At 72.6% G+C, this 17,356-nt stretch carries 17 protein-coding genes; 5 read left to right on the top strand and 12 right to left on the bottom strand.

The annotated features are described in order from the left end of the window. Positions 1 to 2 precede the first annotated feature (2 nt). Positions 3 to 980, bottom strand: coding sequence for a hypothetical protein (locus P696_RS0123245; RefSeq protein ID WP_026414217.1), 978 nt, complete (start codon positions 978 to 980; stop codon positions 3 to 5). A 104-nt stretch (positions 981 to 1,084) separates the two neighbouring features. On the opposite strand from P696_RS0123245, the gene P696_RS0123240 reads away from it, so the two are divergent. Further along, on the top strand, positions 1,085 to 1,393 hold the full coding sequence (locus P696_RS0123240; RefSeq protein WP_026414216.1) for a PLD nuclease N-terminal domain-containing protein: 309 nt from the start codon (positions 1,085 to 1,087) through the stop codon (positions 1,391 to 1,393). A gap of 78 nt (positions 1,394 to 1,471) precedes the next feature. On the opposite strand, the gene P696_RS0123235 is transcribed toward P696_RS0123240, so the two are convergent. From P696_RS0123235 to P696_RS47525, 7 genes are all read right to left on the bottom strand, one after another. Beyond that, positions 1,472 to 1,840, bottom strand: coding sequence for a hypothetical protein (locus tag P696_RS0123235; protein ID WP_026414215.1), 369 nt, complete (start codon positions 1,838 to 1,840; stop codon positions 1,472 to 1,474). Positions 1,841 to 2,016: 176 nt separating this feature from the next. Next, positions 2,017 to 2,985, bottom strand: a complete 969-nt coding sequence (gene ccsB / locus P696_RS0123230; RefSeq protein WP_026414214.1) for a c-type cytochrome biogenesis protein CcsB — start codon at positions 2,983 to 2,985, stop codon at positions 2,017 to 2,019. Between the two features lie 5 nt (positions 2,986 to 2,990). Then, positions 2,991 to 4,781 (bottom strand): cytochrome c biogenesis protein ResB, encoded by a 1,791-nt coding sequence (gene resB / locus P696_RS47530; RefSeq protein ID WP_084337998.1) that lies wholly within the window; start codon positions 4,779 to 4,781, stop codon positions 2,991 to 2,993. A gap of 3 nt (positions 4,782 to 4,784) precedes the next feature. Further along, positions 4,785 to 5,525, bottom strand: a complete 741-nt coding sequence (locus tag P696_RS0123220) for a cytochrome c biogenesis CcdA family protein (RefSeq protein WP_026414213.1) — start codon at positions 5,523 to 5,525, stop codon at positions 4,785 to 4,787. A gap of 11 nt (positions 5,526 to 5,536) precedes the next feature. Then, on the bottom strand, positions 5,537 to 6,115 hold the full coding sequence (locus tag P696_RS0123215; RefSeq protein ID WP_026414212.1) for a TlpA family protein disulfide reductase: 579 nt from the start codon (positions 6,113 to 6,115) through the stop codon (positions 5,537 to 5,539). A gap of 45 nt (positions 6,116 to 6,160) precedes the next feature. Beyond that, entirely contained in the window at positions 6,161 to 6,799 is a 639-nt protein-coding gene (locus P696_RS0123210) for a histidine phosphatase family protein (RefSeq protein ID WP_026414211.1), read from the bottom strand. A 72-nt stretch (positions 6,800 to 6,871) separates the two neighbouring features. Then, positions 6,872 to 7,276 (bottom strand): ATP-binding protein, encoded by a 405-nt coding sequence (locus P696_RS47525; protein WP_051468035.1) that lies wholly within the window; start codon positions 7,274 to 7,276, stop codon positions 6,872 to 6,874. Positions 7,277 to 7,456: 180 nt separating this feature from the next. Between P696_RS47525 and P696_RS0123200 the strand changes: the two genes are divergently transcribed. Next, entirely contained in the window at positions 7,457 to 8,500 is a 1,044-nt protein-coding gene (locus tag P696_RS0123200; protein WP_026414210.1) for a ligand-binding sensor domain-containing protein, read from the top strand. A gap of 87 nt (positions 8,501 to 8,587) precedes the next feature. Here P696_RS0123200 and P696_RS0123195 read toward each other — a convergent pair whose 3' ends face one another. The 3 genes from P696_RS0123195 to P696_RS0123185 form a co-directional block, all read right to left on the bottom strand. Further along, on the bottom strand, positions 8,588 to 9,205 hold the full coding sequence (locus P696_RS0123195; RefSeq protein ID WP_026414209.1) for a hypothetical protein: 618 nt from the start codon (positions 9,203 to 9,205) through the stop codon (positions 8,588 to 8,590). A 17-nt stretch (positions 9,206 to 9,222) separates the two neighbouring features. Continuing rightward, entirely contained in the window at positions 9,223 to 11,094 is a 1,872-nt protein-coding gene (locus P696_RS58305) for a serine/threonine-protein kinase (protein ID WP_051468034.1), read from the bottom strand. Between the two features lie 253 nt (positions 11,095 to 11,347). Then, a complete protein-coding gene (locus P696_RS0123185) occupies positions 11,348 to 12,262 on the bottom strand; it encodes a LysR family transcriptional regulator (RefSeq protein WP_026414208.1) in 915 nt (304 codons plus the stop codon). Positions 12,263 to 12,334: 72 nt separating this feature from the next. Between P696_RS0123185 and P696_RS0123180 the strand changes: the two genes are divergently transcribed. Continuing rightward, positions 12,335 to 13,264 carry an EamA family transporter gene (locus P696_RS0123180; protein ID WP_026414207.1) on the top strand — a complete coding sequence of 310 codons (930 nt, stop codon included), beginning with the start codon at positions 12,335 to 12,337 and terminating at the stop codon, positions 13,262 to 13,264. A 5-nt stretch (positions 13,265 to 13,269) separates the two neighbouring features. Then, a complete protein-coding gene (locus P696_RS47510; RefSeq protein ID WP_034486312.1) occupies positions 13,270 to 14,109 on the top strand; it encodes a 4-hydroxy-tetrahydrodipicolinate synthase family protein in 840 nt (279 codons plus the stop codon). A 67-nt stretch (positions 14,110 to 14,176) separates the two neighbouring features. Here P696_RS47510 and hemL read toward each other — a convergent pair whose 3' ends face one another. Then, entirely contained in the window at positions 14,177 to 15,475 is a 1,299-nt protein-coding gene (hemL, locus tag P696_RS0123170; protein WP_026414206.1) for a glutamate-1-semialdehyde 2,1-aminomutase, read from the bottom strand. Between the two features lie 179 nt (positions 15,476 to 15,654). Here hemL and P696_RS52850 point away from each other — a divergent pair, with 179 nt between their 5' ends. Beyond that, positions 15,655 to 17,352 carry a protein kinase domain-containing protein gene (locus P696_RS52850; RefSeq protein WP_051468033.1) on the top strand — a complete coding sequence of 566 codons (1,698 nt, stop codon included), beginning with the start codon at positions 15,655 to 15,657 and terminating at the stop codon, positions 17,350 to 17,352. Positions 17,353 to 17,356 lie beyond the last annotated feature (4 nt).

The raw sequence follows: 17,356 nt of genomic DNA, 5'->3' as shown, positions 1-17,356 counted from the left end.
GATCAGATTCCGTATCGGCGGTTGAAGAAGAGCATGACCTCGAGGGCGGCGCGGATGTTGCCGGAGAGCATATCCACCAATGCCGGACGCTGCCGGGCCGAAATCGCGGCGAACGCGTCGGCGAAGAACTCCCGGCGGCCGAGAGCGTCGGGCTGTTGGTGGAAGTCGCTCATCAGGTACGGCCTGCACATGTCGTAGAGCTCGAGGAACGCGGGCGTGTCGGACTGCCAGCCGGTGTCCCCGCCGTCGATGTCGTCGAGCGCGTGCCCGACCTCGTGCATCATCACGTCCGGCGTCGGGGAGGGACGGTCGCCGACGACGACCTTCCGGTCGCCGTACGCGCCCGCGCAGATGTCCCAGGTCGCCCGTCCGGACGGCAGCGGACGGCCGCGCAGGTGCCCCATGTCGTCCAGGTGCGGGACGCCGCCCGGGCCGACGTAGATCCCGGTGAGCCCGTCCGCGAGCTTGCGCTTCAGCGCGTCCGGCAGCGACGCCAGGCTCTCGACGGCGCGGACGACCTCGGGCGACGGCGGGCCCTGGCGCGCGTCCCACTGACGGTGCAGGACGTTCTCCAGGACACCGCAGTGGCGCAGTCCGTCCAGCATGGGAGGGCTGTCCGGCGAACGCGGAGCGGCGCGCGGCGGGCCCGGCTCGTCGTCCAGTTCGAAGTCGCTCCACGAGTAGACCTTCGCGGGCTGCTCGGCGCGTATCCGGTGGCGTCCGACCGCGGTCGCCGGGTCCGGGCTCGGAGCGTCGCCCTCGGGACGGGCCGCGTACGCGTCGTCCCGGCCACCCTTGCGGAACCTGCCGAACCGGTCGCGCGGCTGCGCGCCCCTCGGGCGGATCTGCGTCGGCTCGGGACTCTGCCAGGAACCGGAGTCCCGTGACCGTCCGGGGTCGGGCGGCGAGGGCGAGTACCGGGCGTCGCCGGGGCGCGACGCGCCTCCGGGGGACCGGCGGTGGATGCCTTTGAACCGCATCGGGCTCCTCGCGTTCTCGCGGGGCCCCGTGCGGGGCCTCCGGGAAGCGTAAGCCGAACGCCGACACGCCGTCATCCCCCCAAGTCGAGGACTAACGTTGACCCATGGCCTACGCGCTCATCGCCGTCGTCCTCGTCGCGGGCTGGCTCTTCTGCCTGCTGGATGTCCTCACCAGCGACGAGCGCGAGGTACGCCTCCTCCCGAAGTCCGTCTGGCTGCTCATCGCCCTCCTCGGATTCGTTCTCGGCGCCGTCCTGTGGCTGCTGGCGGGACGTCCGCGCGGCCGCTCCATGGAGTCGGTGCTGTGGCCCCCCGGCGCGCAATCCGACCGCCACCCGGACGCCCCCAAGGGCCCTGACGACGACCCCGCCTTCCTCAACGCCCTAACCCGCCGAATCCGCGGCGACAACTGACCCCGCCCGCCCGTCCTCGACACCAAGGCCCTCGCCTCGCCCGGACAGCCCCCCTTGGGCTCGCACCGAGCAGGGTGGTCAGCCGGGGTTGTGGTGGGTTTTCAGGTGGTCTCGGGAGTCCTGGTCCAGGCGTTCGATCGTGGTGGCCATGGGCTTGAGGGCCGTCAGGATCTCGTTGCGGAGGCCGTCGAACTTGGCGCTCATCTCGGCGCGAAGGCCGTCGATACGGGAGTTGGTGCCCTCGATCCTGGCGTCCAGTTCCGAACGCGCGCCGTCGATCTTGGTGTCGAGTCTGGTGGCAACGCCGTCGATGCGGGTGGTGAGTCCGGTGGCGACGCCGTCGATGCGGGTGGTGAGTTCGGAACGGATGAGGCCGATCTGGCGGAAGATGACGCCGATGATGGCCACGGCCGCGGCGATGAGCGGCCAAATCTGAGCGAGATGCATAACGGTGATCCCTTCGTCACGGACTGTTCTCAAGCGATCATCCGGGACGGCGACAACTGATCACAAGGCGATGGGTCGGCTGTGGACAACTCGCTGTCGCTCCGGTTTCGGAGGTCTGGGGGCGGGCACGCGAAAGGGCGTCCTCCCCGGAGGGAGGACGCCCTTGGCGAAGGTTGTCAGGCGTAGGAGTGGAGGCCGGAGAACATGTAGTTGACACCGAAGAAGTTGAAGATCAGGCACGCGAAGGCGACCAGGGAGAGGACGGCGGCCTTGCGGCCCTTCCAGCCGGCGGTGGCGCGGGCGTGGAGGAAGGCGGCGTAGGCGATCCAGGTGACGAAGGACCAGGTCTCCTTGGGGTCCCAGCCCCAGTAGCGGCCCCACGCCTCGTCGGCCCAGATGGCGCCCATGACGATGGCGGCCGTCCAGATCGGGAAGGCGAAGGTGGTGACGCGGAGGGCCAGGCGGTCGAGGGCCTCGACGCCGGGGACGCGGGACCAGACCGACTGCTCGGGGATCGGCCCGGCGGCCTCGCGGCGGGACTTCAGCAGGTACATGATCGTCGCGGCGCCGGCGACGGTGAACGAGCCGGTCGCGATGATCGCGGCGGTGACGTGGATGGCGATCCAGTAGGAGTTCAGCGCCGGGGTGACGGGGCCGACCGAGTCGTACAGCCAGATGTTGGCGACGCCGAGCGCGATCACGGCGGCGACCATGACGAACGCGCCGAGGAAGCGGGCCTTGTACCGGGCCAGGACGACCAGGTACGCGGTGACCGCGGCGAACGCGATGGCGGTGAGGAACTCGTACATGTTGCCCCACGGCCAGCGGTGCGCCGCGAGGCCGCGGGACAGGATGACGCCCAGGTGGGCCGCCCAGCCGAGGACGTTCAGCACCACGGCGAGGCGCGCCCAGTCGATGCGGCGGCGGTCGTCCTCCGCGGGCGGCGCGGCGACGACCTCGGTGACGGTCTCGTCGGGGCCGTCGGCCCCGACGAGGACCTTGGCCTCGGTGCGGACCACGGCGGCGGGCTGTCTCCTGCGGCCGAAGCCCAGGTCGGCCGCGTAGGCCACCACGGCGACGATGTACAGCACCACGGTGCTGAGCATCAGCTTGTCGCTCATGTTGGCGAGGTCGGCGGTTTGCACCCTCGTCACTCCTTGTCAGAAGGGTCGTCCGCCGCCGACGTGGACGTCTCGGCTCCGGACTGTTCGGACTTGTCGCCGGGGGACGCGTCCCCCGGCGTTCCGGTCTCCTCGGACACCGGGGTCGTCGGCTCCGAGGCGTCGGAGCCCTGTGAATCGCCGCGCAGCGCGGTCACCACGTCGTCGAACTCCGGGGTCGGGTTCCCGAGCGTGAGCCCGCCGACATGCACCACGGTACGCCCGTCCTCCGCGGCGCTCGCACGGACCCACACCCTGCGCCGCCGGACGGTGAACGAGGTGATCACGCCGAGGATGGCGAGGACGGCCGCGATCAGGGCGGGCATGCGGCCCGGGTCGTGGTTGACCGAGAGGCTCGTCCACTCCTTCAAGCCGTCGAAGGTGATGGAGCCGGAGCCGTCCGGGAGCTTGAAGGTCTCCCCCGGCTCCATGAGCTTCTCGCCGCCCTTGATCGGGATCAGCGTCTTGCCGATGCCCTCCAGCTGGTACACCGACTGGGCGTTTCCGCTGTCCAGGCCGAGGTCGCCCTTGAACCCGACGATCGAGACCACCGGACGGAGCGCCCCGGGGAACTCCGAGATGATCTGCTTGCCGTCGGTGGTGGCGGTCGCGGTCGGCCAGAGGATGGCGTAGAAGGCGAGCTGGTCCGGCTGCGCGTCCGGGACCTTGATCACGCCCTCGGACTGCAGGGTCCGCGAGTTCTGCGGGAGGAACGGGACGGCGCCGCGGTAGGCGACCTGGCCCTTGCCGTCCCGGACGGTGAACTGGGGCGCGTAGCCGTGTCCGAGCAGGTAGAGCTTGGTGCCGCCGATCTCCAGCGGGTGGTTGACCTTCAGGTTGTAGTGCTTCGAAGCGGAGGTCGGGGTGTCCCGGTAGGTGATCGAGGCGTGGAAGTCGGTGGCCTGGCCGCGCTTGTCGCCCTTGAGCTCGTACTTGGCCTGGAAGTCGTCCAGGGTGATCGAGAACGGCGCGAGTTCGTTGGTCGAGAACGCGCGGCCGGGCTTGAACTGGTCGTACTGGGCGAGCGTGTTCGCGAAGGACGAGCCCTCGCGGAGCAGCACGTCCCCCCGGTAGCCGAACAGGTTGCCGACGCCGAGGGAGAACAGCAGGCCGAGCAGCGCCAGGTGGAACAGCAGGTTGCCGAGCTCGCCCGCGTAGCCCTTCTCGGACGCCACGGCCCCCTTGCCCTCGGCGACCCGGAACCGGCGCTTCCTGAGCAGGGCCTTCGCCTCGGCGAGCACCTCGTCCGGGGTGCGGGACGTCTCGAACGTGGCCGACTGGGGCAGCCGGGTCAGGTTGCGGGGCGCGGCGGGCGGCTGGGCGCGCATCGCCTGGAAGTGCTTGACCAGGCGCGGGACGACGCAGCCCGCGAGCGACACGAACAGCAGGATGTAGATCGCCGCGAACCAGGGCGCGGCGAAGACGTCGAAGAGCGAGAACCGGTCGAGCCACGGCGCGAGCGCCTTGTGCTGCTGGAAGTAGACGTCGACCTTCTCCGGGGCCTGCGCGCGCTGCGGCAGGAAGGAGCTCGGGATCGCGCCGAGCGCCACCATGAACAGCAGGATCAGCGCCGTCCGCATGGTGGTGAGCTGCCGCCACGCCCAGCGCAGCCAGCCGATCGGGCCGATGCCCCTCGGACGCGGGCCCTCCTCGGCGGGCCTCCGGCCCGCCGGGGTGGCGGTCGCCGCCTCCTCGACCCGGTCCGGCCCGGCCTGGTCCGGCGTGGGCTCGTCCGGTGTGGTCTTCTCCGCCTTCGCGCGCTCAGTGTCTGTCTCGGCCATGGCTCAAATCGGGGTCTCGAAGCCGACGATGAACGACTTCATCTGGATGGTCAGTTCGTTCCAGAGCCCGGTCACCAGCGCGAGCCCGATGAGCACCAGCATCCCGCCGCCGATCCGCATGACCAGCGCGTAGTGCCGCTTGACGGCGGCGAACGCGCCGAGCGCGCGGCGGTAGGCGAGCGCGGTGAGCAGGAAGGGCAGCCCGAGACCGACGCAGTAGGCGACCGACAGCAGCGCGCCGCGGGTCGAACTGGCCTCGGTGATCGCCAGGGACTGGACGGCGGCCAGCGTCGGGCCGATGCAGGGCGTCCAGCCCAGGCCGAAGATCACGCCGAGCAGCGGGGCCCCGGCGATGCCGGCGCTCGGCATCCGTCCCGACTTCAGCGTCCGCTGCAGGCCCGGGATCATGCCCATGAAGGCCAGCCCGAACACGATCGTCATGACGCCGAGGACGCGCTGGATCGTGGTCTGGTACTCCAGCATCCAGCGGCCGAGGCCGCCCGCGACCGCGCCCATGCTGACGAACACGAAGGTGAACCCGCCGACGAACAGCGCGACGCCGCCGAGCAGCCGGCCGCGCCGCTGCTCGGCGAGGTCCGCGCCGGTCATCCCGGTCACGTACGACAGGTAGCCGGGGACGAGCGGCAGGACGCACGGCGACACGAACGACACCAGCCCCGCGAGCGCCGCCAGCGGGGCCGCCGCCAGCAGCGAGCCGCTGGTGACGGTCGTCTCGGTGTTCACCGCCGCGAGGATCACTTTTCCGCGAGGACCTTGGTCACGATGGGGTTCAGCGAGGAGAAGGTCGTCGCGCCGAGCAGCCGCGCCGCGATCCGGCCCTGCCGGTCGAGGACGAGGGTGGTCGGGATGGCGTTCGGCGGGACGTCCTTGAACGCCAGGCCGATGCGGCCGTCGCCGTCGAACACGCTCGGGAAGGACACCTTGAGCTTGCGCTCGAAGGCGATGGCGTTGTCCTTGTCGTCCTTGAAGTTGACGCCGAGGAACGCCACGCCGTTGTTCTTGTTCTGCTGGTAGACCTGCTCCAGCGAGGCCGCCTCGCCACGGCAGGGCGCGCACCAGGACGCCCAGAAGTTGACCACCGCGACCTTGCCGCGCAGGTCCGACAGCTTCACCGGCCTGCCGTCGAGCGTGCTGCCGTCCGCCTGCGGCGCGGCGTGCCGGCTCGACGCCGACACCTCCTGCACCTTGCCGTTGCCGGCGATGAACCGGTTGTCGCCGGCGGCGGGACCGCCGGTGCCGCCGCCCGCGCAGCCCGCGAGCAGCACGGCAGCGGACGCCGCGGCGGCGCTCACAAGGGTGATCCGGGGGCTCAACGCACCCTCCTACTACAAGACGTAGTACTCAATGTATCGGCAGGGTCAGGCGCCGGCGACACCGGTCCCCCCGCCGATGCCCGCGGCGGGCTCGGCGTAGGAGACCCCGACCAGGCGGCTGCCCTCGAACTCCAGGCTGGTGACGCTGGCGAGGTTGCACTCGCGGCGGCCCGGGTGGTGCCAGAGGCGGCGGTGCTCGGCGTGCAGGCGCAGGATCCAGATCGGCAGCTGGTGGCTGACCAGGACGGCCTCGTGGCCGGTCGCGGCGTCCCGGGCGGCGATCACGGCGGACCGCATCCGGCGCGCGATCTGGATGTGGGGCTCGCCCCAGGACGGCCGGAACGGGTTCCACAGGTAGCGCCAGTGCTCGGGCCGCTTCAGGCTGCCCGCGCCCACGCCGAACGTCAGGCCCTCGAAGTGGTTGTCCGCCTCGATCAGGCGATCGTCCACCGTGACCGGCAGCTCGAACGTGTCGACCAGCGGGGCCGCGGTCTCCAGGGCGCGCTGCATGGGCGAGGAGAACAGCGCGGTCACGTCGCGCCCCTCGAACCACTTGGCCGCGGCCCTGGCCATCTCGTTTCCGTCCTCGCTCAGGCGGAAACCGGGCAGCCGGCCGTACAGGACGCCGTCGGGATTGTGCACCTCACCGTGCCGCAGCAGGTGAACGATCGTCTTCTCAGTCATCGCGTCGCCAGGCTACCCGCCCCCGGAACGTCGCCCGCCCCGCCCCCACGCCCGCGGGAGAAGCCGGTGTGATCAGGCGGCCGGGCCCAGCTCGAACCAGGTGTGGAGGCGGCCCGAGGCGCCGGAGGAGAAGCCGAACCGGTCGGACAGGGACTCGATGAGGACGATCCCGTACCCGTTGTCGCGGGGCTCGTCGCCGACACGCCGGGTCGGGACGGTCTCGGCGCCCGCGTCCACGACCTCGCAGCGCAGGACGCCGCCCCGGTCGTGCAGGGCCAGGACGAAGCTGCCGCCGTCGCCCGAGCGGGAGTGCTGGACGCTGTTGGTGCATGCCTCCGAGACGAGCAGTTCGGCGGTGTCGCGGCGCGGATCCCCGGCCAGCTCGTCCCGGACGAACCGGCGCGCGAGCGCCACGCTGGCCGCGACGGCGGCCAGCTCGACCTCCCCGATGAGCTCTCCGACCTCGGCTCCGTACACGGCGCACCCCCGCCCCGATGACGCGCTGAACCCACACCGGACCAGCGCCGACTCCTGACCCTCCGCCACACAAGATAGGACGAACCGGACACCGGTCGCGCCGTCGGGTACGGCCGGGGGGTGTGTCAACCGGGAGATCAACACGGGCGTCCCACTGGCGAGATCAAGAGAAAGGGCACCATGCGCCGTTCACTGACGCTTGTCACCGCCGGGGTCGTCCTCGGTGGCATCCTCGTCCCGGCCGCGGACGCCGCCGCGCCGGCCTGGCGTACCGCCCGCACGGACGCCAAGGCCGACTACTACGCGGTCGCCGCGGTCAACAGCAAGAACGTGTGGGTCGCGGGCCGCGTCGGCGGAGCCCCCCACGCGTGGCGTTTCGACGGGAAGCGCTGGTCCGACACCAGGCTCCCCCAGGCGCTCCAGAAGCGCGGATTCCTCTCCAGCGTCGCCGGATCGGCGGCCAACAACGTCTGGGCCTTCGGGGTCGGGCCGTCCGGCCAGTACGCGCTGCGCTGGAACGGCAGCAAGTGGACGATCGCCCACACCTGGAAGACGACGTCGTCGATCGGCGGCGCGGTCGTCAACGGCCCGAAGGACGTGTGGGTCCACGGCACCGACAACGACGGGTTCAAGTTCGGCGCCTGGCACTACGACGGACGTACCTGGAGCCGCCCGAAGACCGGGTTCAGGATGGCCGCCGGAACCTCGGCCTCCAGCAAGAACATGTGGGTGGTCGGCGACGACGGCCGCGCGAACCCGTACCCGGTCGTCCGGCACTGGAACGGCAAGGCGTGGACCGCGGTCAAGCAGCCCGCGCTTCCGGTCGCCGGTGGCCGCACACCGGAGCTGAGGGCGGTCGCGGCGCGCTCGTCCTCGGACGTGTGGGTCGCGGGCACGCGGATCGAGACCCAGGGCGGCCCCGCGCTCCGGCCGCTCGCGCTGCACTGGGACGGGAAGTCCTGGCGCCGCTCCGACCCGCCGACCAAGAACTACGTGGTCGCGCTGGCCCAGGACGGCACGGGCGGCGTCTGGGCGGCCACCTACAGCGAGATGTTCCACTTCAGCAAGGGCCGCTGGGCCAAGGCGACCCTGCCGGGGATCAAGGGCAGGGCGACGCGGGTCGGCCAGCTGTCCCACGTCCCGGGCGGCACGTCCGTCTGGGGGACGGGCGCCTACGTCTGGGACGGCGTCGACACCTCGACCGGCGCGATCTTCCGGTACTGACGTCCGGCCGTCGGCGATGATCGGACGTTGGCGATGATCAGCCGGTCGTGACGTCAACCGGTCGTGACGATCGGCCGGTCGTGACGGTCAGCCGGTGCTGACGTTCGCCCAGGTGTGGCGGTCGAGGAAGCCGCGGTCGTCGTTGGCGTACTCGGTGAAGGCCAGCTGCACCTCGGCCAGCTCGAGGACGCGCGCGCGGTGGAGCTCGCCGCGCGCGCCGTCCTTGTACTCGAGCTCGTAGCCGCCGTCCTCCGGGGACACCTGGATGAAGTGGTGGCCGAACACGACCAGCGCGGCGAACGGGTTCTCCCCGCCGAGGCGGGTCAGGACGTCCCGGACGAGCCCGAGGTCCGGGTCGATGACGACCATGCCGTCGCCGGTGTGGAGCTGCATGCCCTGGTAGACGCCGACCGGGGCGATGTTGTGGACGAGCTCCCGGACCGGGTCCCAGACGATCAGCCCGAGGCCCTGGGCGATCGCGTAGACGTCCGTGGACACCTGGTCGGCGCGGTCGTCGGCCATCTCGACGCGCGCGAACCGTCCGCGGCCGGTCTCGGCGACCTGGACGTCGGAGTGCAGGCGGCGCAGTTCGACGACGAACTCCCCGATCGCCGGGGTCGGCTCGGCGCCGGTCTCACCGGCCTTCGCCGCCTCCTCCCGGGTCAGGGGCCGGTCGGATCGCCAGAGCAGCAGCTCGTACGTCATGTCCTCATCATCCCAGCTCAGCGCTTGGACGCGGCGACCGCGTCCGCGATCTGGCGCTGGACCCTCACCAGCGCCGCGGGCGGAAGGGGCTTCTTGGCGGTGGCCCGCTCGACGCCGAACGTCAGCGCGGCGACGCAGACCTCCGCCTGGGCCTGGGGCAGGCGGCAGGTGAGCGAGCCGCCGTTCATGATCCCGAGGACGACCGACACGTACGGCGAGGGCGGCGCGGCCTCGGTCGTGCCCGGGTTCAGCCCGACGACCATCTTCGGGGACGGCCGCCCGAGGTCGAGCGGGCGGCGGACGCGCAGGTCGGACGTGCACTCCCCGGACCTGCGGATCTTCGCGGCCTCGGGCGAGTCCGGGAAGTACAGGCAGGTGGAGATGTTGAACGAGCCGATCGAGAACGGCGAGTAGGTGGAGACGCCCCCGGCCGCCGCGCCGCGTCCGATCGTCGTGCTCGCGCTGCTGTTCCCGATCGAGCGCGAGCAGTCCTGCCCGGCGGGCCCGACGACGTACTCGCCCTGGGCGAAGCGGTAGACGGTGGCCCCGGCCGGGAGGCGCACGCCCGTCCGGACCTTCGGGGGCGCGCCCTTCGGGGTCTGGTCGCCGCCGAACGGGTCGGTGACCTTGCACTGGTGGGACGCGATGAGCTGGACGGTCGCCGTCGGGCTCGGTGCCGCGCTCGACTTGGCGCGCGGCTTCGGCGACGGCGAGGCCACGTAGTGCCGGGCCGTCGCGGCACCGCCCGCGACCAGCGCCGTCGCGACGACGCCCACGGCGACCTTCGCCGTCGTGGACGCCAGCAGCCCCTGGGACGCCGTCGCCGCAGCGGACGTCCCAGCGGCGGACGTCCCGGCGGCGGACGTCCCGGCGGCGGACGTCCCAGCGGCAGACGTCCCAGCGGCAGACGTCCCGGCGGCGGACGTCCCGGCGGCGGACGTCCCGGCCGCCGTGGAAGCCGCGCCGCCCGCCCCGGCCCCTGCCCCGGCGCCGACACCCGCTCCCGCGCCCGCCGCGCCGCCGCTGGAGCCGACCAGCGCGGCGATCGGGAACAGGGACGCCAGGGCCGCGGCGGACGCGGCCAGGGCGCGGACGCCCCGGCGCTCCCAGTCCGGCCCGTAGGCGGCGGACGCGACGGCCTCCAGCTCGGTCACGAAGTCCGCGGCGCTCGGCGGACGCAGCGCCGGGTCCTTGGCCATCCCGTGCCCGACGAGCGGACGCAGGGCCTCCGGGACGGCCTCGACCGGCGGCGGCTCGTTCAGGTGGGCGTTCTCCAGCACGGGCAGCGACCCCGAGAACGGGCGGCGGCCCGCGACGCATTCGAAGAACACGCAGGTGGCGGCGTACACGTCGGTCGCGGGGGTGGCCACTCCGCGCCGCCACTGCTCGGGAGCCATGTACGCGGGCGTGCCCGCGCCGCCGCTCTCCCGTCCGGCGGTGACGGCGATGCCGAAGTCGATCAGCTTGCTGCGTCCGTCCGGCGGGACGACCACGTTGGCGGGCTTGTAGTCGCGGTGGACGACCCCGAGCTCGTGCGCCGCGGCGAGGCCCAGCAGCGATCCCTTCAGGATCGCCAGGGCCGCCTCGGGGGCGAGTGCGCCCTCCCGCTGGAGGACGGTCCGCAGCGGCACCCCGTCCACGGCCTCCATGACGATCGCGGCGCCCTCGTCGGTCTCCACCAGCTGGAAGAGCCGCGCGACGTGCGGGCTGCCCGTGCGGCCGAGCATGGCGGCCTCGTGCCGGAGCACGGCCCGGTCCGCGTCGGACGCGACGTACTTGATCGCGACCAGCGTCCCGGCGGTGTCGTGCCGCGCGAGCACCACCGCGCCCTGCCCGCCCTCGCCGAGCTCCCGGACGGTCGTGAACCCCGGGACCCGCCACCCGTTCATCTCGCCTGCACCCCTCGGACCAAGATCGGTCCGGGCGAATGTAGCGGATCACGACGGCCGACCGGGAACGGCCGCACCCGCCGAACGCGGAGGCCCGAACGCGGGAGCCCGGACGCGGCGGGTCGGACGCGGGAGCCCGGACGCGGCGGGTCGGACGCGGGAGCCCGGACGCGGCGGGTCGGACGCGGGAGCCCGGACGCGGCGGGTCGGACGCGGCGGGTCGGACGCGGCGGGTCGGGGCAGGCGCGGAGGGTCAGGTGGGGACGGGGACGTCGGCGGGGACGGCCGTCCGGAAGGACTCCAGGGCGGCGCGGATGGCGGGACGGCGGGCGGCCTCCTCGCGCCAGACCGCGTAGACGCGGCGGGTGAGCGGGGCCTTCAGGGTGACGATCTCGACCTCGGAGGGGACGTCGCAGCGCCCGAGCCGGGGCAGTATCGCGATGCCCAGCCCGGCCGCGACCAGGGCGAGCTGGGTCGCGAACTCGTAGGCGTGGTGGTCGATGCGCGGCTCGCAGTCGATCGAGCGGAGAGTCCGGTGCAGCCAGTCGCAGCAGATCGAGCCGGGGGTGGAGCTGATCCAGGTCTCGCCCGCCAGCTCCTCCAGGTGGATCCCGGAGCGCCCGGCGAAGCGGTGGCCGGGCGGCAGCGCGACGTCCGCGACGTCCGCGCAGATGGGGCCCTTGACCAGGCCCTCGGCGAGCGGCAGCGGCTCGTTGCTCCAGTCCTGGACGACGGCCATGTCGAGGTCGCCGCGCAGGACCAGCGGCATGCTCTCCAGCGGGTCCAGCTCGCTCAGCAGGACGCGCAGGTCGGGGTGGTCGGCGCGCAGGGCGCGCAGGGCGGCCGGGAACAGGCCGCGGATCGCGGTCGGGAACGCGCCGACCGCCAGCTGCCCGACGACCGCGCCCCGGTGGGCCTCCAGGTCGGACTGGGCCTGCTCGACCAGCGACAGGATGCGTCCGGCGTGCCCGACGAGCAGCTGCGCGGCGTCGGTGAGCCGGACGCCGCGCCCGTTGCGTTCGAGCAGCTTCTGGCCGGTCTCACGCTCCAGCTTGGCCAGCTGTTGGGAGACGGCGGAGGTGGTGACGTGGAGCACGTCGGCGGCCGCGCTGACCGACCCGTAGGTCGCCACCGAGTGCAGGGCGCGCAGCCGTTCCAGATCGAGCATGAAGCAATGCTAAATCCATCTGTCAAGAAGTTCTAGCTTGTCCTAAACACACCAATTCAGGACGATCGGGGCATGCGTGCCCGCCATGTCCTGCTCGCCGTGCTGATCGCGGCGGTGTGGGGGTTCAACTTCGTGCCGATCAAGATCGGCCTGGAACACTACCCGCCGCTGTTCTTCGCCGCCCTGCGCTTCACCGTGGCCGCGCTGCCCGCCGCGTTCTTCGTCCGGCGCCCGCCCGTCCCGGCGCGCTGGCTGCTGCTGGTCGGGCTGCCCCTCGGCGTCGGGCAGTTCGGGCTGCTGTTCATCGCGATGCGGGTCGGCATGCCCGCCGGGCTGTCGTCGGTCGTCCTCCAGCTGGCGGCGCTGTTCACGGCGCTGATCGCGTGGGTGACCCTCCGGGAGCGCCTCAGGGCCGGGCAGGTCGCCGGGATGGCGGTCGCGCTCGGCGGGGTCGCGTGGCTCGGCGTCCTGCAGTCCGGCGGGACGAGCGGACCGCTCGGCGCGTTCCTGCTGTGCGTCGTGGCGGCGTTCATGTGGGGCCTGGCGAACGTCGCGATGCGCCGGATGAACGCGCACGCCACCGGCCCGGTCGACTCGTTCGGGTTCATGGTGTGGATGTCGCTGGTACCGCCGCTGCCGCTGCTCGCCCTGTCGCTGGCCTTCGAGGGGCCGGGCGAGATCGGGCGCTCGCTGGCGCACACGTCCCTGGAGGGCCTGGGCGCGCTGGCCTACATCGCCTACCTGTCCACGCTGGTCGGCTACGGCCTGTGGGGCTTCCTCATGCGCACGTACGAGGCCAGCACGGTCAGCTTGTACGCCCTGCTCGTCCCGCCGTTCGGGCTGGCCGGGGCCATGGTCGCCCTGCACGAGGACGTGAGCCCGGCGCGACTCTGCGCCGCCGCGCTGATCGTCGGCGGGGTCGCGCTCAGCGCAGTCCGCATCCGTACACGCCGGACGCCCCTGGTCGTCGATCCGGCGCCCGAACCCGTCCACACGAGGTGACTCCGATGACTGGAACGCCCATGCAGGGAACTCACGTCCCCCTGGTCACGCCCTTCACACCCGAGGGCGAGGTGGACGTCGCGTCGCTCGAACGGCTCGCCCGGCACGTCCTGGACGGCGGGGTCGACGGCCTCGTCGCGCTCGGCACGACCGGTGAGGCCGCGACCCTGACCCCGGACGAGCAGGAGACCGTCCTGCGCGTCTCACGGGGCGTCTGCGACGCGTACGGGGTGCCGCTGACCGTCGGCGCGGGAACGATGGGCACGGACGCCACCATCGCGCAGGCGCGCGATCGCGCCCCCTACGCGGACACCTTGCTGGTCGTCGCCCCCTACTACCTGCGCCCGACCGAGGACGGCGTCGTCGCGCACTATGCGGCCGTCGCGTCCGCCGTGGACGTGCCCGTCCTCATGTACAACATCCCGTACCGGACGGGCCGGACCCTCTCCGCCGAGGCCATCCTGCGCATCCTGGACCTGGACGGCGTCGTCGGCATGAAGCACTGTCCAGGCGGCATCGACGGGGACAGCCTCGTCCTGCTGGCCGAGGCGGGCGAAAAGGTCCTGTGCGGGGACGACGCGTACGCGTTCCCCATGCGCGCGCTAGGCGCGGCGGGCGTGATCGCCGCGACGGCCAATCTCGTGCCGTCCGCCTACGCGAACCTCGATCTCGCCACGCACGACCGGCTCGTCCCGCTGGTGGACGCCCTGTTCTCGGAGCCGTCGCCGACCGTCCTCAAAGCGTGCCTGGCGGCCCGGGGGCTGATCGACGACCCGTCCGTCCGGGCGCCGTTCCAGCCGCCGCACCCGGAGACCGTGGAACGCGCCCTCAAGGCTGCGTTCTAAGGCGGCGTTCTGAAGAAAAGCGAGGGCGGGGGCGCCCCAGCGGTGCGCCCCCGACCCCGGACACGGACTAGGCCGACGCCTGAGCGGCGGCCTTGGCGGCGTGCGGAAGCGCATCGACGATCTTCGAGAGCGCGGTGTCGTCGTGCGCGGCCGACAGGAACCACACCTCGTACGCCGACGGCGGCAGGTAGACGCCGCGGTCGAGCATCGCGTGGAAGAACGCGGCGAACGCGGCGGTGTCCTGCTTCTGCGCCTGGTCGAAGTTCTGCACGACCGGGACGTCGGTGAAGAAGACCGAGAACAGGTTGCTCGCGCGCTGCACCCGGTGCGGCACGCCCTCCTTGGCGAGCGCCTCGGACGCCGCCTCGGAGACGATCTTCGCGTTCCGGTCGATCGCCGCGTACACCTCGTCGGTCGCGTTCCGCAGCGTGGCGAGCCCGGCGGCGGTGGCGAGCGGGTTCCCCGACAGCGTCCCGGCCTGGTAGACGGGACCGGCCGGGGCGAGGCGGGCCATCACGTCGGCGCGTCCGCCGAACGCCGCGGCGGGCAGGCCGCCGCCCATGACCTTGCCGAACGTCATCAGGTCGCCCGCGACGCCCTCGACGCCGTACCAGCCGGACCGGGACGCGCGGAACCCGGTGAGCACCTCGTCCACGATCAGCAGCGCGCCGAACCGCTCGCACAGCTGCTTCAGCAGCAGGTTGAAGCCCTTGGTCGGGGGGACGACGCCCATGTTGCAGGGCACCGCCTCGGTGATCACACAGGCGATCTCGTCGCCGTGGACGGCGAACGCCCGCTCGATCCCGATCACGTCGTTGTAGGGCAGCACGAGGGTGTCGGCGGTGGTCGCGCCGGTCACGCCGGGGGTGTCGGGGAGGGCGAGGGTCGCCGCGCCGGACCCGGCGGCGGCGAGCAGCGCGTCCACGTGCCCGTGGTAGCACCCGGCGAACTTGACGACCTTGGAGCGCCCGGTGAACCCGCGCGCCAGCCGGATCGCCGACATGGTCGCCTCGGTGCCGGAGTTCACCAGCCGGACGGCCTCCACCGGCGTCCGCGCGACGATCTCCTCGGCCAGCTCGACCTCGCCCTGCGACGGCGCGCCGTACGACGTGCCGCGCCCGGCCGCCCGCGTGACGGCCTCCACGACCGCCGGATGCGCGTGCCCGAGGATCATCGGTCCCCACGAGCAGACGAGATCGACGTACTCGTTGCCGTCGGCGTCGGTGAGGTGGGGTCCACGCGCGGACGCGATGAACCGGGGGGTGCCGCCCACGGCCCGGAACGCTCTCACCGGCGAGTTCACGCCGCCGGGGATCACCCGTCCGGCCCGTTCGAACAACTCCTGGGACTTGTCTGCTTCGGTCACACCACCAGTCAACCAGTTGCAGTTCGGTGACGCGTCTTGACCTCGCCTGGTACCGGCCGATATTCCAGCAAAGGCGTCGTCTGCCCCTTCGGGACAGGCGAGAATGCTTCAGGCGGGATGTCGGTGTCGCGAGCGGCGACGCCCCCGGGGTCTCTTCCCGGCGCCGCCGGATCGGAGGGATGGCTCACACCGTGGTCGACGGCTGGACGGTTCCGGGATTCACCCACGAGCGGGACCTTGGCGGTGGTTCCGCGGGGCGCGTTGTGCTCGCGGTGGACGACATGACCCAGACCAAGGTCGCCATCCGCTATCTCGACAAGCGCCTCGAAGCGGACGAGGCGCTGCTGTCGCGGTACCGGATGGTGGCGCGCAGGCTGTCCCAACTGGAGGATCCGAACGTCGTCGACGTGTTCGACTTCGTGGAGAACCCGTCGCCGAGCGGCGGGACGGCGATCGTGATGCAGCGCGCCGAGGGCGTGTCGCTCCGGCGCATCCTCGCCTCGCGCGGCCCCGGCGGGCCCCTGGCGGCCCTGTCGGCGCTCGGAGGCGTCCTCCTGGGGCTGGCGGCGGGAGAGGGACGGGAGGTCGTCCACGGGGCGCTCCGGCCCTCCAACGTGATGGTCGCGCCGGACGGCGAGGCCCGCCTCACCGACTTCGGGCTCGGTTTCGGCCCGGCCGCGGGGCCCGCCTACGCCGCCCCCGAACTCTGGGACGACGCGGCCCCGTCGATCGCGTCCGACCTGTACGCCGCCGCCGCGATCTTCTTCGAGTGCCTGACCGGGCGGCCCCCGTTCAGCGCCCGCAGCAACTCCGGCTGGGCCAAGGCGCACCGCGAGACCCCCGTCCCGGTCGACCAGGTCCCGGGGCCGCTGCGCGACGTCCTCGCCCACGGCCTGGCCAAGGAGCCGGAGAAGCGGCCCGCCTCGGCCGCCGACTTCGCCGCCGAGCTCGAGGAGGCGGCGGTCGCGGCGTACGGGCCGTCCTGGGAGGCGCAGGGCCGGGGACGGCTCGCCGAGCTGGTCAAGGAGGCCGCCGCCTCCCCCGAGCCCGCGCCGTCCCGGATCCGCATCACCGGCCAGAACCGCGTGGCCGCCCCGTCCGGAGGGCGGAGCGGCGGCGGACGCCGCTGGGCCCTCGTCGGCCTGGCCGCCGTGGTCGTCGCGGGCGGCGGGGCCGGGGCCTACTTCACGATGGGCGGCAAGAAGGACACCGCCGACCCGCCGCACCCGTCCCAGGAGGCCAGCACCGCGGCCCCCACGCCGACCGCCCCGGCGGGCCCGGGCGCCGCGCTGGCCGCCCAGATCCGGGAGGCCACGACCCGCACGCCCTCCGCGTCCTTCTCGTTCCGGCGGACGGGCCCGGGGATCAAGGCCAACGCGCACGGCTCGTTCACGCTGGTCAACGGCGCCGAGCCGTCCTACACGATGCAGCTGGCCGGCGGTGGTGAGACCAAGCGCCCCGGCCAGACGGTCGTGATCGGCGAGAACGCCTACGTGCGCGCGGGCAAGGCCTGGCGGATGACCCCGGTGTCGTCCAAGGGCTACCCGTCGCTGGCCGCGCAGGTCCGCTCGGCCGGGTCCGTCCCGGCCCTGACGGCGCTGCTGGAGAACTCCACCAAGTTCCAGCACAACGGCACCCTGTACCAGGGGACGGCCGCGCTCGGCGCCCTCGGCCAGCAACCCGGGTTCGGCGGCCTGTACGCGGAGCTGGCGCGGGCCACGGGCGCGCAGGAGGTCACGTTCTTCCTGCGGGTGGACAAGGCCAACCGGCCCGTCCAGCTCAAGCTGCGCGCGGGGGCCAAGCCGCACTGGCTCCTGACGAACTACACCGGCTGGGCCCGCAAGCCCCCGATCGCCGCGCCCAAGACGGGCGCCTGACCGG

The sequence above is a fragment of the Actinomadura oligospora ATCC 43269 genome (assembly GCF_000518265.1).
GTDB lineage: Bacteria > Actinomycetota > Actinomycetes > Streptosporangiales > Streptosporangiaceae > Spirillospora > Spirillospora oligospora.
The sequence above is the reverse complement of the archived record's forward strand: the minus strand, read 5'-3'. Positions and strand labels throughout refer to the sequence as shown.

What these genes read in the sequence shown, in the direction of transcription:
- P696_RS0123210 (WP_026414211.1), bottom strand. Translation starts at nt 6,799, where the DNA reads ATGACTGAGAAGACGATCGTTCACCTGCTGCGGCACGGTGAGGTGCAC.
- P696_RS52850 (WP_051468033.1), top strand. Translation starts at nt 15,655, where the DNA reads ATGGCTCACACCGTGGTCGACGGCTGGACGGTTCCGGGATTCACCCAC.
- P696_RS58305 (WP_051468034.1), bottom strand. Translation starts at nt 11,094, where the DNA reads ATGAACGGGTGGCGGGTCCCGGGGTTCACGACCGTCCGGGAGCTCGGC.
- P696_RS47510 (WP_034486312.1), top strand. Translation starts at nt 13,270, where the DNA reads ATGACTGGAACGCCCATGCAGGGAACTCACGTCCCCCTGGTCACGCCC.
- P696_RS0123185 (WP_026414208.1), bottom strand. Translation starts at nt 12,262, where the DNA reads ATGCTCGATCTGGAACGGCTGCGCGCCCTGCACTCGGTGGCGACCTAC.
- P696_RS0123200 (WP_026414210.1), top strand. Translation starts at nt 7,457, where the DNA reads ATGCGCCGTTCACTGACGCTTGTCACCGCCGGGGTCGTCCTCGGTGGC.
- P696_RS0123235 (WP_026414215.1), bottom strand. Translation starts at nt 1,840, where the DNA reads ATGCATCTCGCTCAGATTTGGCCGCTCATCGCCGCGGCCGTGGCCATC.
- P696_RS0123180 (WP_026414207.1), top strand. Translation starts at nt 12,335, where the DNA reads ATGCGTGCCCGCCATGTCCTGCTCGCCGTGCTGATCGCGGCGGTGTGG.
- P696_RS0123245 (WP_026414217.1), bottom strand. Translation starts at nt 980, where the DNA reads ATGCGGTTCAAAGGCATCCACCGCCGGTCCCCCGGAGGCGCGTCGCGC.
- P696_RS0123195 (WP_026414209.1), bottom strand. Translation starts at nt 9,205, where the DNA reads ATGACGTACGAGCTGCTGCTCTGGCGATCCGACCGGCCCCTGACCCGG.
- P696_RS0123240 (WP_026414216.1), top strand. Translation starts at nt 1,085, where the DNA reads ATGGCCTACGCGCTCATCGCCGTCGTCCTCGTCGCGGGCTGGCTCTTC.
- resB (WP_084337998.1), bottom strand. Translation starts at nt 4,781, where the DNA reads ATGGCCGAGACAGACACTGAGCGCGCGAAGGCGGAGAAGACCACACCG.